Genomic DNA, 14176 nt, shown 5'->3' with positions numbered 1-14176 from the left:
GCCGGCGCCTGATCGCGCTGCGGCCGGCGATCCGCATCTGCATCGTCGGCTACGGCGAGGACGACGCCCACGTGCAGGCCGAGCTGGGCCCGCTGGCGGCCAACGTCACGCTGGCCGGCAAGGTGGCCTTCGCCGACATGGCGCGTTATTACCAGCGCAGCAAGGTCTACGCGTCGACCTCCTACTACGAAGGCTTGCCCGGCACCTGCCTGGAAGCGATGGCCATGGAGTTGCCGGTGGTGGTGTTCGATTTCCTGTTTTACCGCGACCTGGTCATTCCCGGCGCGACCGGCTGGGTCGCCGCGCCCAACGACATCGACGGCATGGCGGCTCAGGTGCTGGCGGCGCTGGCCGACGACGCCGGCTCGCGCCGCATCGGCCGCGCGGCGCGGGCGCGGCTGGGCAGCGACTTCAGCTGGTCCAAGCTGGCGCGGCGCGTGGTCGACCGCTTCGACCTGGGGCCGTCCGCATGAGCGCGGCGCCGGCGCGGCCGCTCAAGGTGATGGTGATCGGCATACGCGGCTTTCCGGACGTGCAGGGCGGCGTCGAAACCCATGCCGAACAACTGTGCACGGCGCTGGTGGCGCTCGGTTGCGAGGTCGAGGCGGTGGTGCGCGCGCCCTACCAGCCGGCCCACGTCGGCCCGCGCTGGCGCGGCATACGCTTCAAGACGCTGTGGAGTCCGCGCTCGAAAGGGTTGGAAGCCATCGTCCACACGCTGCTGGCCGTGCTCTACGCCGGCTATGCGCGGCCCGACATCCTGCACATCCAGGCCATCGGCCCCGGCATCATGACGCCGCTGGCGCGCCTGCTCGGCCTGCGCGTGGTGGCCACCCATCACGGTCCCGACTACGACCGCCAGAAATGGGGCCGCTACGCGCGCGCCGTGCTGCAACTGGGCGAGCGCTGGTCCATGCGCCATGCGCAGGGCCGCATCGTGATCTCCAGCGTGATCCGGGCGCTGGTGCGGGACAAGCACGGCGTGACGGCCGAGCTGATACCGAACGGCGTCAGCCTGCCGGCGCTGCTGCCGGAGGGCGGGCAGCTGCGCCAATTCGGCTTGACGGCGGGGCGCTACGTGCTGCTGGTCAGCCGCATCGTGCCCGAGAAGCGCCACCTGGACTTGATCGAGGCCTTCGCCCAAGCCGCGCTGCCGGGCTGGAAACTGGCCATCGTCGGCGCGGCCGACCATCCGGACGACTACACCCGCGCCGTGCTGGTGCGCGCGCAAGCCGTGCCGGACGTGGTGTGCACGGGCTTTCAGAAAGGCGCGGCGCTGGCCGAGCTGTACACGCACGCCGGCCTGTTCGTGTTGCCGTCGTCGCACGAAGGCTTGCCGATCGCCTTGCTCGAAGCGCTCAGCTACGGCTTGCCGGTGATCGCCAGCGACATCCCCGCCAATCTCGACGTGCCCTGCGCCGACATCCGCCACTATCGGCTCGGCGACATCGCCGCGCTCAGCACCGCGCTGCGCGAAGTGGCGCAGCGCGAGATGGAAGCGGGCTATCGCGAACGGCTGCGGGCCTTCGTCGCCGAGCGCTACAGCTGGCCGGAAATCGCGCGCCGCACGCTGGTGCTGTACCGGCGGGTCGCGCCCGATTAAAAAAAAGCCGGGATGACGATAAGGTCATCCCGGCTTTTTGTTGCGGCGGCGTACAGGTTTATGGCGTCCAGGTCTTCATGGTGGCGTTCATCGCCTTGATCTTGTCGAGCTGGTAAGAGCGGCTGTTGGTGGCGGTGACGTTGAAGGTGCCGTTTTGCGACGTCAAATCAAACACCCACAGCGCGGACATCGGCACTTTGTTGGCCAGGATGGCGTCGGTGATTTGATTGAACTTGGTTTTCGCTCCCGCCGCGCCGTAGTCGGCATCGCTGACGCCGAATTCACCGAGGAAGAAGGGGCGTGGATCGACCAGCTTGCCTTTCGCATCGACTTCCTTGGAGCGGGCCATGATGGCCGCCAGCGTATTGCTGTAATTTCCCGCCACCACGGTCTTGGTGACGGTATCGGTGCCGAAGGCCGCCGTCTCGTCCGTCAGGTACAGGTGCATCGACGTGGTGTCGGTGCCGACGTTGTCGCGCGTCAGGATCTGGCCGACTTGCTGCGGCGAATCAGGATCCCAGCTCTTCGGCAGGTGGTAGGCGTCGTAGCGCGGACGGGCGTTGCCGCTGAAGATAGGCGTTACCGTATCGTTGATGCGCACCGTGCGGGAAAAATCGGCGATGGCGCTCAGCATTTGCGGCGCCGTGTAATTGTCGGCCGGGCCGCGCTTGGCATCGGTGCTGTAGTGCGGCAGCCACTGGTAGTTATTGATGGCGTCGGGCAAATCCATCAAGGACGTCGATTCGTTGGCATATTCCCAGCCCCACAGCGCCGGATGGTTTTTATAGCGCAGCACCATTTCGGCGGCGACCGTGCGCATCATCTTGCGGGTGGCGCTGTTCGGATCGCCGATGGCGGCCGCGTGCTCGCCGTTCATGTCGGTCCAGCCGGTCCAGTTCCAGAACACGTCGAGTATGACCCCGATGTGGCGCTTGGAGGCTTCGTTCATGAAGGTGTCGAGGCGGGCGTAAAACGTCGCCTTGTTGTTGATGTAGTTGGCCTTGATGTCCGGCGCCCAGAAGCCGATCGCATTGACGCGGATGAAGGGCACGTTGTAGGACTGCAGTGTCGTCAGTCCGGCCATCCAGGTGGTATCTTTGCCGGTGCCGACATAGCGGGTGAAGGCGTCGTAATAGTTGACGCCGACGCCGTAAAACGGCGTGCCATTCAAAAGGAATCCGTAAAACGGCTTTTTATTGACGAGGGTGCCGTTCGATGTGACTAGCGGTGACGCCGAGGTGAACGCGCTGCTGGCTATCAGCGCGATTCCCAGCAGAGACTTAAGTAGTTTCATAGCGGATCCGTATGGTTGGGTAGTGAGTAGTGCCGCAGAGTCGGGCGGGGCGCGGTGCGATTGTGTTCCGTTAATGCTACGAATTTTACTCCCAAAAAAATGGTTTGTTACCCTCAAGTCCTTGTTTGATCGAAATATTTTTGCCGTACGGATACAAAAGTTGCCCAATATTATGCATGCGCAAATATTCTGTGGCGCCGCCACGACGCCGGCGCGCGCCGATGCCGGTGCGGGCGCCGGTTTTGGCCCGCGCGCTTGCGTGCGCCGATGTTTTTCAAATATGGAATGTTGTAAAATAGATAGTTGGTGCCGTGAGCGGCGTCCAGCTTGATGCCGCGTCCTGCTGCGGCAAAATTAACGGGGAAGGTGGCGCGATGAAGATTTTGGTGACGGGAGGGCTGGGCTACATCGGTTCCCACACGTGCGTGGAAATGATCGCGGCGGGCCACCAGGTGGTGGTGGTCGATAATTTATCGAACAGCAAGCAGGACGTGGCCGGGCGCGTCGGCCGCATCACCGGCCAGCCTTTGCTCGCCATCGTGGCCGACGTGCGCGACCAGGGCGCCATGGATGCGATCTTCGCCGAGCACGGCATCGACGCCGTGATCCACTTCGCCGGCCTGAAGGCGGTCGGCGAATCGGTCGAGCAGCCGCTGCGCTATTACGACAACAACGTCCATGGCACCCAGGTGCTGTTGCAGGCGATGGCCACGGCCGGCGTCAAGACGCTGGTGTTCAGCTCCTCGGCCACGATCTACGGCGACCCGCACGCCGTGCCCATCTTCGAGCATTTCCCGCTGTCGGCGACCAATCCCTACGGCCGCAGCAAGCTGATGGTGGAAGACATCTTGCGCGACGTCGCCCGCGCCGACCCGTCGTGGCGCATCGCCCTGCTGCGCTATTTCAATCCGGTCGGCGCCCATGAAAGCGGGCTCATCGGCGAAGACCCGAACGGCATCCCCAACAATCTGTTGCCGTACATCGCCCAAGTGGCGCAAGGCAGCCGCGCCCGCCTGTCCGTGTTCGGCAACGACTATGCGACGCCGGACGGCACCGGCGTGCGCGACTACATCCACGTCGTCGACCTGGCGCTGGGCCACGTGAAGACGCTGGAAAAACTGCGGCGCGACGGCGGCGTGCTGACCTATAACCTGGGCACCGGGCGCGGCAACAGCGTGCTGGAAATGGTGCAAGCCTTCGAGCGCGCCAGCGGCCGCCCCATCGCCTATCAGTTCGCGCCGCGGCGCGCCGGCGACATCGCCCAGTGCTACGCCGATTGCGCCCTGGCGCAGCGCGAACTGGGCTGGTCGGCGCAGCGCGGCATCGAACAAATGTGCGCCGATACCTGGCGCTGGCAAGCGAACGCCGGGGCGCCGGCCTGAGGCGTGTTCTGTTGCGTTGTCGTCCACGGCCGAGCTACGGTAATATCGCCCAGCCAGTCGTGCCGGTCCGAGCGGCACCGGGCCCGCGCCGCTGTGGGGCGGGCCGGACGGCGCCCATCGACAACGATATGCATCTGAGGAGTGATACGCAATGAAAGCAATGATATTGGCGGCGGGCAAGGGCACGCGCGTGCGTCCGCTGACCTACGACTTACCGAAGCCGATGATTCCCATCCTCGGCAAGCCCGTGATGGCTTACCTGATCGAACACCTGGCCAAGTATGGCGTCAAGGAAATCATGGTCAACGTCAGCTATCTGCATGAAAAAATCGAAGACTACTTCGGCGAGGGCCACCAGTACGGGGTCCAGATCGGCTATTCCTTCGAGGGCCACACCAACGACGCGGGCGAGGTGGTGCCGGAGCCGCTCGGTTCGGCCGGCGGCATGAAGAAAATCCAGCAGTTCGGCGGCTTTTTCGATGAAACCACCATCGTGCTGTGCGGCGACGCGCTGATCGACCTCGACATCAAGTCGGCGCTGTTCGAGCACAAGCGCAAGGGCGCGCTGGCCTCGGTGGTGACGAAGGAGGTGCCGTGGGACAAGGTGTCGAGCTACGGCGTGGTCGTCACGGCGCCCGACGGCCGCATCGAGACCTTCCAGGAAAAGCCGAGCCCGGAAGAGGCCAAGTCCAATTTCGCCAGCACCGGCATCTATATCTTCGAGCCGGAAGTGATCGACCTGATCCCGACCGACCGGCCGTTCGACATCGGCTCGGAACTGTTCCCCCTGCTGGCGGAAAAGGGCTTGCCCTTCTATGCCCAGCAGCGCGCCTTCAACTGGATCGACATCGGCAGCGTCACCGATTACTGGGAAGTGTGCCAGCGCGTGCTCATGGGTGGCGTGGCCCACCTGAACATGCCGGGCATCCAGATCAACGACGGCCTGTGGGTGGGCTTGAACACCAGCATAGACTGGAACGGCACCCGCATCGAAGGTCCCGTCTACATCGGCTCGGGCGTGCGCATCGACGCCGGCGTGACCATCATCGGCCCGACCTGGATCGGTCACGGCAGCCAGATTTGCAGCGGCGTCGAGATCGTGCGCAGCGTGCTGTTCGAGTACACCCGAGTGTTACCGAATGTTTCTTTAAACGAAATGATTGTCTTTAAAGATTATAGTGTCGACCGCGCCGGCGAGATGATGCATGTGTCCGAATATGAGGATGATGCTTTCAGCAACGCGCGCGACCGTCGTAGCCAGCGCCGCACCAGCCACCAGCAAGATTCGAACGAAAAGAGAAAGTTAGCATGAAGATTTATCCTATCATCCTGTCCGGCGGCGCCGGCACCCGTTTGTGGCCGTTGTCGCGCGCGGTGCTGCCCAAGCAGTTGTTGCCCCTGGTTGCCGACAAGACCATGCTGCAGGATACGGCGCTGCGCCTGGCCGGCCGGCCCGAGTTGATGGCGCCGCTGGTGGTGTGCGGCAACGAGCACCGCTTCATGGTGGCCGAGCAAATGCGTGAAATCAATATGACGCCGCTGGCCATCCTGCTCGAACCGGTGGGCCGCAACACGGCGCCGGCCGTGGCCGCCGCCGCCCACTTCCTGCTGGCGCAAGATCCCGACGCCGTGATGCTGGTGCTGGCGGCCGACCACGTGATCGCCGACGTCGACGCCTTTTACGCCGCCGTCGGCCACGCCGCCGCGCTCGTCGGCGACGGCGCCATGGCCACCTTCGGTATCGTGCCGACCGGCCCGGAAACCGGTTACGGCTATATCCAGAGCGGCGCCGCCGCCGGCGCCGCCAACTGCTACAAAGTCGACCGCTTCGTCGAAAAGCCGGACCGCGCGACGGCCCAGGGCTTTGTCGACGCCGGCAATTATTTCTGGAACAGCGGCATGTTCCTGTTCCGCGCCGACAGTTATCTGGCCGAGCTGCGCGAATTCCAGCCGGCCATCGCCAGCGCCACCGAAGCGGCCGTGCGCCTGGGCTACCACGACCTCGACTTCTGCCGCCTCGATGAAGCGTCCTTCAAGGCCAGCCCGTCGGACTCGATCGACTATGCCGTCATGGAACGCACCCGCCACGCCGTGGTGGTGCCGGCCGACATAGGCTGGAGCGACGTCGGTTCCTGGTCGGCGCTGTGGGAAGTGCAGCCGCACGACGCCGACGGCAACGCCGTGCGCGGCGACGTCTACCTCGACGGCGTGTCCGGTTCGCTGGTGCGCGCCGAAAGCCGCATCGTCGCCGTCATCGGCGTCAAGGATCTGGTCGTCGTCGAAACGGCCGATGCCGTGCTGATCGCGCACAAGGACCAGGTCCAGCGCGTCAAGCAGGTGGTCGAACACCTGAAGACGCAGGACCGCACCGAACACCTGCACCACACCAAGGTCTACCGTCCGTGGGGCTGCTATGAGGGCATCGACGTCGGCGAGCGCTTCCAGGTCAAGCGCATCACCGTCAATCCGGGCGGCAAGCTGTCCTTGCAGATGCACCATCACCGCGCCGAACACTGGGTGGTCGTCAGCGGCACCGCCCGCGTCACCTGCGGCGACAGCGTCAAGCTGCTGACGGAAAACGAATCGACCTATATTCCTATCGGCATGAACCACCGCCTGGAAAATCCGGGCAAGCTGCCGCTGCACCTGATCGAAGTGCAGTCGGGCAGTTATCTGGGCGAGGACGACATCGTCCGCTTCGAGGACGTCTACCAGCGCGCTTAACGCGCCCGAGCGGCGCCGGCCCCGCCGGCCGGCGCAAACCCGCTATAATCGAAACGGAAGCTTCAGGCTTCCGTTTTTTTTTACGCTCATCACGAGCCATCACCAGCGAGCCTCCCTTTGCGTTCAATCCCTCTTTTGTTGTGCGCGTTGGCGCTGCTGACCGGCGGCGCCCGCGCCCAGTCCGCCCATGCGTCGACCTTTCCGCCCGCCGTGCAACCCGCGCAAGTGGCCGTCGTCGTCAACGACGAGGAGCCGGCCAGCGTCGAAGTCGGCGAGTTTTATCTGAAGGCGCGCGGGGTTCCGGCCCAGAACCTGATCCACGTGCGCATCCCCAACCACCCACACAAGCTCGACGCGGCGCAGTTCGCGCAGCTCAAGGAACAGATCGACGCCCATCTGCCGCCCTACATCCAGGCCGTGCTGATGGTCTGGACCGCGCCCTATGCCGTCGAATGCAATTCCATCACTTCGGCCTACAGCCTCGGCCTGGACGCCGGCCTGTGCGCCAAGCCCTGCGGCCCGGCCAAGCCCAGCGCCTACTTCAACGCGGCGCCGGGCCGCCTGCCGTCCGAATACGGCTTGCGGCTGTCGATGTTGCTGCCGGTCGAGACGGTGGAAGCGGCCAAGGCGCTGATCGAGCGCGGCGTGCTGAGCGGCTTCCGCACGCCCACCGCCAGCGCCTATTACCTGATCACCAGCGAAACGGCGCGCAACAGCCGCGCCGCCTACTTCCCGCCCAGCGGCATGGTGCGGCAAAAGAAGCTGACCATCGTCAACCAGCATGCCGACAGTGTCGAAGGCGTCAAGGATTTGATGATTTACCAGACCGGCATGGCGCGCGTGGCCAAGCTGGAAACGCTGCAATTCGCGCCCGGCGCGCTGGCCGATCACCTGACCTCCTTCGGCGGCGACTTGCTGGGTGACGGGCAGATGAGCAGCCTGCGCTGGCTGGAGGCGGGCGCGACCGCCAGCTACGGCACCGTCAGCGAGCCGTGCAATTACTGGCAGAAGTTTCCCAACCCGCCGGTACTGCTGCGCCAATATCTGAGCGGCACCACCGCCATCGAAGCCTACTGGAAAAGCGTGGCGTGGCCGGAGCAGGGCGTGTTCATCGGCGAGCCGCTGGCGGCGCCGTATCGGCACTGAGCCTCGGGCGGGTAAGGCGCCGCGTTAGCGCGGCGCGGCCATCGCTGCTGTTCAAGGCCGGGGAACCTGGCGCGCTAAATCCGATCGAATCAAGAGACTGTCATCAAGTTGTCACGCTCGCGCACTAATATGCAATTTGCAATATTGTTTTGCATTTTGTCTACAGATGCGTGGCGTCATCGCCGCCCGACTTTTCCCTTATTCAGGAAGCTCCATGAAAATTTTCCTTCCCTCGATACGCGCCGTCGGCGCCGCCCGGCCCGGTCGCCTGACCGTGCTGGCAGCGTTGCTGGCCGGCGTCTGCGCGCCGGCACTGGCGTCGGATGTCGTCATCAGCCAGGTCTACGGCGGCGGCGGCAACAGTGGCGCCAGCTACAAGAACGACTTCATCGAATTGTTCAACCGGAGCGCCGCGCCCGTATCGCTGAATAACTACAGCGTGCAATACACGAGCGCCGCCGGCACCGGCAACTGGGCGGTGACGGCGCTGCCGAACTTGGTCCTGCAGCCCGGCCAGTATTTCCTGGTGCAGGAAGCGGCCGGCGCCGGCGGCACCGTCAGCTTGCCGGCGCCGGACGTGGCCGTGCCGGCCGCGACGGCGCTGGCGCTGAGCGCGACGGCCGGCAAGGTCGCGCTGTCGAACACGGTCACGGCCTTGAGCGGCGCCCGCCCGAGCGGCGCCGCCGTGCTGGACCTGGTGGGCTACGGCGCCACCGCCAGCGGCTTCGAGGGCACGGCCCCGGCCGGCGGCACGGCCAACACCACCGGCGTGCTGCGCGCCGACGACGGTTGCACCGATAGCGACGACAACAGCAAGGACTTCGCCGTCCTCGCGCCCACGCCGCGCAACACGGCCACGCTGCTGCGCGTGTGCGGCCAGCCGGTCATCAAGCCGCTGCTCGCCAGCTGCCCGCCATCGCTGGCGCTGGCGGCCGGCGCCGGCGGCGGCGCCAACCTGTCGGCCACCGACGCCGACAGCATCGTCAACGGCGCCAGCATCACGTCGCCGGCGGTGGCCGGCATCAGCCTGCTCAACTTCATGGCCGCCGGCACCGACGGCGGCAACGCCACGGTCAGCCTGAACATAGCGTCCACCGTCCCGGTGGGCAATTATCCGGTCGTCGTCAACTTCGTCAACGACAGCGCCCAGAACGCCAGCTGCGCGATCGCCGTCAGCGTGCAGCCGCTGGCCCCGATCAGCCATGCGATACCGCAAATCCAGGGTTCCGGCGCGGCCAGCGCCTACGCCAATTCGGTGCAAACGACGGAAGGCGTGCTGACGCTGAAACTGCCGAACGGCTTCTTCCTCCAGGACCAGAACGGCGACGGCGACCCGAGCACCTCGGACGGCCTGTTCATTTATACGGGCGCGGCCACCAACAACGCCCAGCCCGGCGACCTGGTGCGCGTGACCGGCACCGTCAACGCCTACCAGCCGGTGGCGGCGGGTACCGTGTTCACCGAGCTCAACAACGTCACCGCCGTCGTCACCCAGAGCAGCGGCCACAGCATCACGCCGACCATCATCGACCTGCCCAACGCCAACCTGCCGCGTTACGCCGGCATGCTGGTGCAGTTCGGTCACGCGCTGACCGTCAACGGCAATGAATACCTGGGCACGCGCGGCGAGCTGATCCTCGCCTCCGGCCGCCTCGAAGTGCCGACCAACCGCTACGCTTCCGGCACGCCGGAAGAGCTGGCCCTGGCCGCCGCCAACGCCATCAACCAGGTCGTGCTGAGCGACGGCCTGCTGTCGGCGCCGTCCGTGATTCCCTACCTCGACGCCGGCCACACGCGCCGCTCGGGCGACACCGTGCAAGGTTTGACAGGCGTGATCGACTTCGGTTCCCTCGGCGGCGGCGGCTACGGCTACAAGGTGCAGCCGACCGTGGCGCCGCTGTTCTCGGAAGACAACCCGCGCCTGGCCCTGCCGGTGGTCGCGCCGGGCAACGTCAAAGTCGCCAGCGCCAACATCGAAAACTTCTTCACCACCTTCACCGACGGCACCGACTACATGGGCAACACCAAGCAGGGTTGCGCGCTGGGCGGTCCGGGCGGCACTGTCACGGCCGGCAACTGTCGCGGCGCCGACAACCTCGCCGAGTTCCGCCGCGACCTGGGCAAGGTGGTCGACGAACTGAAGGCGCTGGACGCCGACGTCTACGGCCTGATGGAAGTGCAGAACAATGGCGAGACAGCGATCACCGTGCTGGTCAACGCCCTCAACGCGGCCACCGCCCCCGGCACTTTCGCCGTGGTGCCGCCGCCGGCGCTGGGCACGGACGCGATCCGCGTCGCCATGATCTACAAGCCGGCCACTGTGGCGCTGGCCGGCGCCGCGCTGTCGGACGGCGCCGCCATCAACAACCGCGCACCGATGGCGCAAACCTTCCAGCTGCTGGCCAACGGCAAGAAATTCTCCGTCATCGCCAACCACCTGAAATCGAAGGGCGGCTGCCCGGCCGGCAACGGTCCCGACAGCGACACCGGCGACGGCCAGGGTTGCTGGGCCGCCACCCGCGTGCTGCAGGCGACGCAACTGGTCGACACCTTCGTGCCGCTGGTGGTGGCCGCCGCCGGCGATCCCGACGTGCTGATCGTCGGCGACATGAACTCGAACGGCTTTGAGAACTCGATCAACTACATCACCGGCAAAGGTTATGTGAACGAGATCGAGCGCTTCGAGCGTCCGCTGGGCATGGCCTATTCCTATGTGTTCAACGGCCAGGCCAGCTATCTGGACCATGCGCTGGCGAGCGCGACGCTGAACCCGCGGGTGGCCGGCGTCTACGAGTGGCACATCAACAGCGACGAGCCCAGCGTCATCGACTTCAACATCGACGGCAAGCCGCAGGACTTCTACACCGACACGCCTTACCGCACCTCGGACCACGATCCGCTGCTCATCAGCCTGAACCTGCCAGCGACGTTCAGCGACGTCAGCGCCAGCTTCCACGGCATCACCAACGGCCTGGTGCTCAACCGCGCCCTCGGCCGGTATGGCGACACGCTGGTGCTGACCAACATCGGCAACGCCAGCCTGAGCGGTCCGTTCCAGGTCGAGTTCGACGGCATGACGGCCGGCGTCACGCTGGCCAACGCCACCGGCAGCCATGCCGGCGCGCCGACCATCACCGTCAGCGCGACGCTGGCACCGGGCGCTTCGGTGGCCGTGCCGCTGAGCTTCATCAACCCGGCCAAGGGCAACATCCATTACACCAACACCATTTACAGCGGCACTTTCTAAGGACATGACCATGTTTGCAACGACCCTGAGCTCCACCTTCCGCCGCACTGTCCTGGCCCTGGCGCTGGCCGCCGGCGCCAGCCTGGCGCACGCCGCGACCCTGCACGTGGAACTCGACACCAGCGGCTTCGCCGGCCTCGTCGGCGGCTGCTGGCTCGACCTCACCTTCGCCGCCGGCAGCGGCGGCAACGCCGTGCCGGCCCAGGCCGTGCTGTCGCTGCTGAGCGGCTTCGACGCCGGGCAGGCGGCGCAAATCGACGGCCACGTCACCGGCTCGCTGGCCACCGGCTACACGCTCGACAACAGCGTGCCGGCCGACCTGTTCCAGGCCGTCCATTTCGGCGGCAAGGTCGAGTTCGATGTCAACGTCAGCGGCGCCATCGATCCATCGCTCGACAGCAAGGCTGTCTTCGCGGCCACGCTGTACGGCGCCGACCAGATGACCTTGCTGGGTAACAGCGCCAACGGCAGCCTGCTGCAACTGATCTGGACCCCGGCCGCCGTCACCGGCCAGCAGGGCAGCGTCGCCGCCACCGTCTACGACAACAGCATCGCCACCGTCGCCGCCGTGCCGGAACCGTCGAGCTGGCTGATGCTGGGCGCCGGCCTGGCGCTGGTCGGTCTCATGGCGCGCCGCAAGCAGGGCGCCGCGCTGGCCGCCTGACAAGCCCGACCGGAGCGGCGCCGCCATCCGGGCGCCGGACTCTGACGGAAAGGCAGGATCGGTGCGCGTGCGCCGCGCAGGTGGGACACGCTGAACTGTTCGCAGTCGGCGTGTCTTTTTTTGTCTGTGCGGCGCGCGGCCATCGCGGCCCGCGCACGATTGACGCTGCCAGCCATCTGCGCGCATCATGGGTGGAGCGGCCGCCTTTTGGCCGATGGCGCTACAGCCCCAGGTCTGTTTAAATGGTTCCCAAGCAACTCATCACGACTATCCTTCCACCACCATGCGCCTGCCCTTGCTGACATTGTTACCGCTGCTGGCCGCCGCCGTCGCTTGCGCCGCCTCCTCGTCCGCCACGCCGGACGCGGCACCGGACGCGGCGCCGCAGCCGCAAGCGTTGTTGCAGCAAATCCATGAGCTGATCGGCACGCCCGCCTGCACCGCGTCGTCCGAATGCAAATCCCTGGCCGTGGGCGCCAAGGCGTGCGGCGGACCCGACTATTATCTGCCGTGGTCCAACGTCCACACCGCGCCCGCCGAACTGGCTGACGCGGCGGAGCGCTACCGCCAGGCGCGGCGCGCCCAGGTCATCGCCCGACATGAAATGTCCACCTGTAATATCACCGCCGATCCGGGCGCCTACTGCAAGGCCGGCCAGTGCGTGCTGCGCCGGCCCAGCCTGTCCGGCCCCGCCGACGCGACTTGACTGGGCGGCGCGGCGCGAAAATCGGCCCGCTGTGAGTAAAAAACCACATAGTTGAGAAAATACAAACATTGAAACCGTTTTGCGGTACAGTCGGTAGTAGGACTGCTACTACCGTCTGGTGATGTCATAAAGTGGTCATTAATTAAAGATAGTCATTGCGGCAAGCCGTATGTTAACCTTGTCAGCGCAACGATACCGAGCCTTGCGCGCGCCATGGAAACGGCTTGGGCGCGGCCACTATATGAAGCAAATTGAGGAGTCGGTCGGATGGATGTGGCACAGCGGCAGCAATACAGTGGCTCAGATAATGGCTCGAACAGTGGCTCAATCAGTGACTCAAACAATGGCTTGAACTGGTTCGCAGGCAAGCACGCAGGCTTCACCTTGCTGGAATTGCTGGTGGTGATCGTCATCATCGGTTTGCTGGCCGCCTACGTCGGCCCGAAATACTTCGCCCAGCTGGGCAAGTCGGAAGTGACCATCGCCAAGGCACAGATCGAAGCGTTCGAGAAGGCGCTCGACACCTACCGCCTCGACGTCGGCCGCTATCCCGGCACCGACGAAGGCATGGCCGCGCTGATGACGGCGCCGCCCACGGCCGGCGCCAAATGGAACGGCCCCTACCTGAAAAAAGGCGTGCCGCCCGATCCCTGGGGCCACCCTTACCAATACCGCGCGCCCGGCGTCAAAAACGAATACGACATCATCTCGCTGGGCCGCGACGGCCAGCCCGGCGGCACCGGCGAAGACGCCGACATCAGCTCCGACTGAGCGGACCGCCTGCCATGCAGTTCAATGTCCGCACCCTGTCGGCCGATATGGTCATCGCCCATCTGTTGATCGATGGCCGCGACGAGGCCGACGCGCGGCGCCAGGTCGAGGCCCGTGGCCTGGCCGTGGCCGCCATCGCCCCGCTGCGCGCGCGGACCGGGCGCGGCAAGCGCCATGCGCTCTCGCTGGTGCTGTTCAGCCAGGAGCTGCTGGCGCTGCTGATGGCCGGCCTGGGCATCGTCGAGGCGCTCGAAGCGCTGCTCGAAAAAGAAAGCAATCCCGCCACCCGTGGCGTGCTCGGCCGCCTGCTCGACGGCCTGCGCGAAGGCCAGCGCTTTTCCGCCGTGCTGGCCGAGCAGCCCGATTTGTTCCCGCCGCTGTACATCGGCATCGTCAAGGCGGCCGAGGGCACCAGCGACTTGCCGCAGTCGCTGTCGCGCTTCATCGACTACCAGCAGCGCATCGACCTGGTGCGCGGCAAGCTGGTGTCGGCCGCGATCTATCCTTGCATCCTGCTGCTGGTCGGCGGCGGCGTCAGCCTGTTCCTGATCGGCTACGTGGTGCCGCGCTTCGCCGAGGTGTACCAGGGCGCGGGCCGCAACCTGCCGTGGCTGTCGCAGCAGATGCTGAACTGGGGCC

Annotated in this window: 12 protein-coding genes; 11 read left to right on the top strand and 1 reads right to left on the bottom strand. The window is 65.7% G+C overall.

The window, feature by feature from the left end:
- Together Q0S71_RS06060 and Q0S71_RS06055 are read left to right on the top strand one after the other, a co-directional pair.
- A partial coding sequence (locus tag Q0S71_RS06060; RefSeq protein WP_295992859.1) for a glycosyltransferase occupies positions 1–473 on the top strand: 473 nt, incomplete at its 5' end.
- Positions 470–1603, top strand: coding sequence for a glycosyltransferase family 4 protein (locus Q0S71_RS06055; protein ID WP_295992856.1), 1134 nt, complete (start codon positions 470–472; stop codon positions 1601–1603). The genes Q0S71_RS06060 and Q0S71_RS06055, both read left to right, overlap by 4 nt.
- Positions 1604–1661: 58 nt before the next feature.
- On the opposite strand, the gene Q0S71_RS06050 is transcribed toward Q0S71_RS06055, so the two are convergent.
- Complete coding sequence (locus tag Q0S71_RS06050; protein WP_295992854.1) at positions 1662–2774, bottom strand: hypothetical protein; 1113 nt, start codon at positions 2772–2774, stop codon at positions 1662–1664.
- A 497-nt stretch (positions 2775–3271) separates the two neighbouring features.
- Between Q0S71_RS06050 and galE the strand changes: the two genes are divergently transcribed.
- The 9 genes from galE to Q0S71_RS06005 all read left to right on the top strand — a co-directional run.
- Entirely contained in the window at positions 3272–4279 is a 1008-nt protein-coding gene (gene galE / locus Q0S71_RS06045; protein WP_295992851.1) for a UDP-glucose 4-epimerase GalE, read from the top strand.
- 151 nt (positions 4280–4430) lie between these two features.
- On the top strand, positions 4431–5591 hold the full coding sequence (locus Q0S71_RS06040; protein WP_295992848.1) for an NDP-sugar synthase: 1161 nt from the start codon (positions 4431–4433) through the stop codon (positions 5589–5591).
- Entirely contained in the window at positions 5588–7003 is a 1416-nt protein-coding gene (locus Q0S71_RS06035; protein WP_295992845.1) for a mannose-1-phosphate guanylyltransferase/mannose-6-phosphate isomerase, read from the top strand. The genes Q0S71_RS06040 and Q0S71_RS06035 overlap by 4 nt, the downstream gene beginning before the upstream one ends.
- A 117-nt stretch (positions 7004–7120) precedes the next feature.
- Positions 7121–8149: a TIGR03790 family protein gene (locus Q0S71_RS06030; protein ID WP_295992842.1), complete on the top strand. Its 1029-nt coding sequence runs from the start codon at positions 7121–7123 to the stop codon at positions 8147–8149.
- A 214-nt stretch (positions 8150–8363) separates the two neighbouring features.
- Complete coding sequence (locus Q0S71_RS06025) at positions 8364–11396, top strand: ExeM/NucH family extracellular endonuclease (protein ID WP_295992840.1); 3033 nt, start codon at positions 8364–8366, stop codon at positions 11394–11396.
- Between the two features lie 10 nt (positions 11397–11406).
- On the top strand, positions 11407–12060 hold the full coding sequence (locus Q0S71_RS06020) for an NF038129 family PEP-CTERM protein (RefSeq protein ID WP_295992838.1): 654 nt from the start codon (positions 11407–11409) through the stop codon (positions 12058–12060).
- Between the two features lie 295 nt (positions 12061–12355).
- The gene (locus Q0S71_RS06015; RefSeq protein WP_295992836.1) at positions 12356–12766 is read left to right on the top strand and encodes a hypothetical protein; all 411 of its coding nucleotides are present in this window, start codon (positions 12356–12358) and stop codon (positions 12764–12766) included.
- A gap of 348 nt (positions 12767–13114) precedes the next feature.
- Positions 13115–13537 (top strand): type II secretion system major pseudopilin GspG, encoded by a 423-nt coding sequence (gspG, locus tag Q0S71_RS06010; protein ID WP_295992833.1) that lies wholly within the window; start codon positions 13115–13117, stop codon positions 13535–13537.
- A gap of 14 nt (positions 13538–13551) precedes the next feature.
- Positions 13552–14176, top strand: a 625-nt coding sequence (locus Q0S71_RS06005) for a type II secretion system F family protein (RefSeq protein ID WP_295992830.1), incomplete at its 3' end; no start/stop codon positions are given.

The organism is Rugamonas sp., assembly GCF_025354735.1.
Taxonomy (GTDB): Bacteria; Pseudomonadota; Gammaproteobacteria; order Burkholderiales; family Burkholderiaceae_D; genus Rugamonas.
This window is presented reverse-complemented; position numbering and strand designations above follow the sequence as displayed.

Bases quoted from the DNA above. Each gene is read 5' to 3' on its own strand.
- Q0S71_RS06025 (WP_295992840.1), top strand. From the start codon at position 8,364: ATGAAAATTTTCCTTCCCTCGATACGCGCCGTCGGCGCCGCCCGGCCC.
- Q0S71_RS06020 (WP_295992838.1), top strand. From the start codon at position 11,407: ATGTTTGCAACGACCCTGAGCTCCACCTTCCGCCGCACTGTCCTGGCC.
- galE (WP_295992851.1), top strand. From the start codon at position 3,272: ATGAAGATTTTGGTGACGGGAGGGCTGGGCTACATCGGTTCCCACACG.
- Q0S71_RS06055 (WP_295992856.1), top strand. From the start codon at position 470: ATGAGCGCGGCGCCGGCGCGGCCGCTCAAGGTGATGGTGATCGGCATA.
- Q0S71_RS06035 (WP_295992845.1), top strand. From the start codon at position 5,588: ATGAAGATTTATCCTATCATCCTGTCCGGCGGCGCCGGCACCCGTTTG.
- Q0S71_RS06040 (WP_295992848.1), top strand. From the start codon at position 4,431: ATGAAAGCAATGATATTGGCGGCGGGCAAGGGCACGCGCGTGCGTCCG.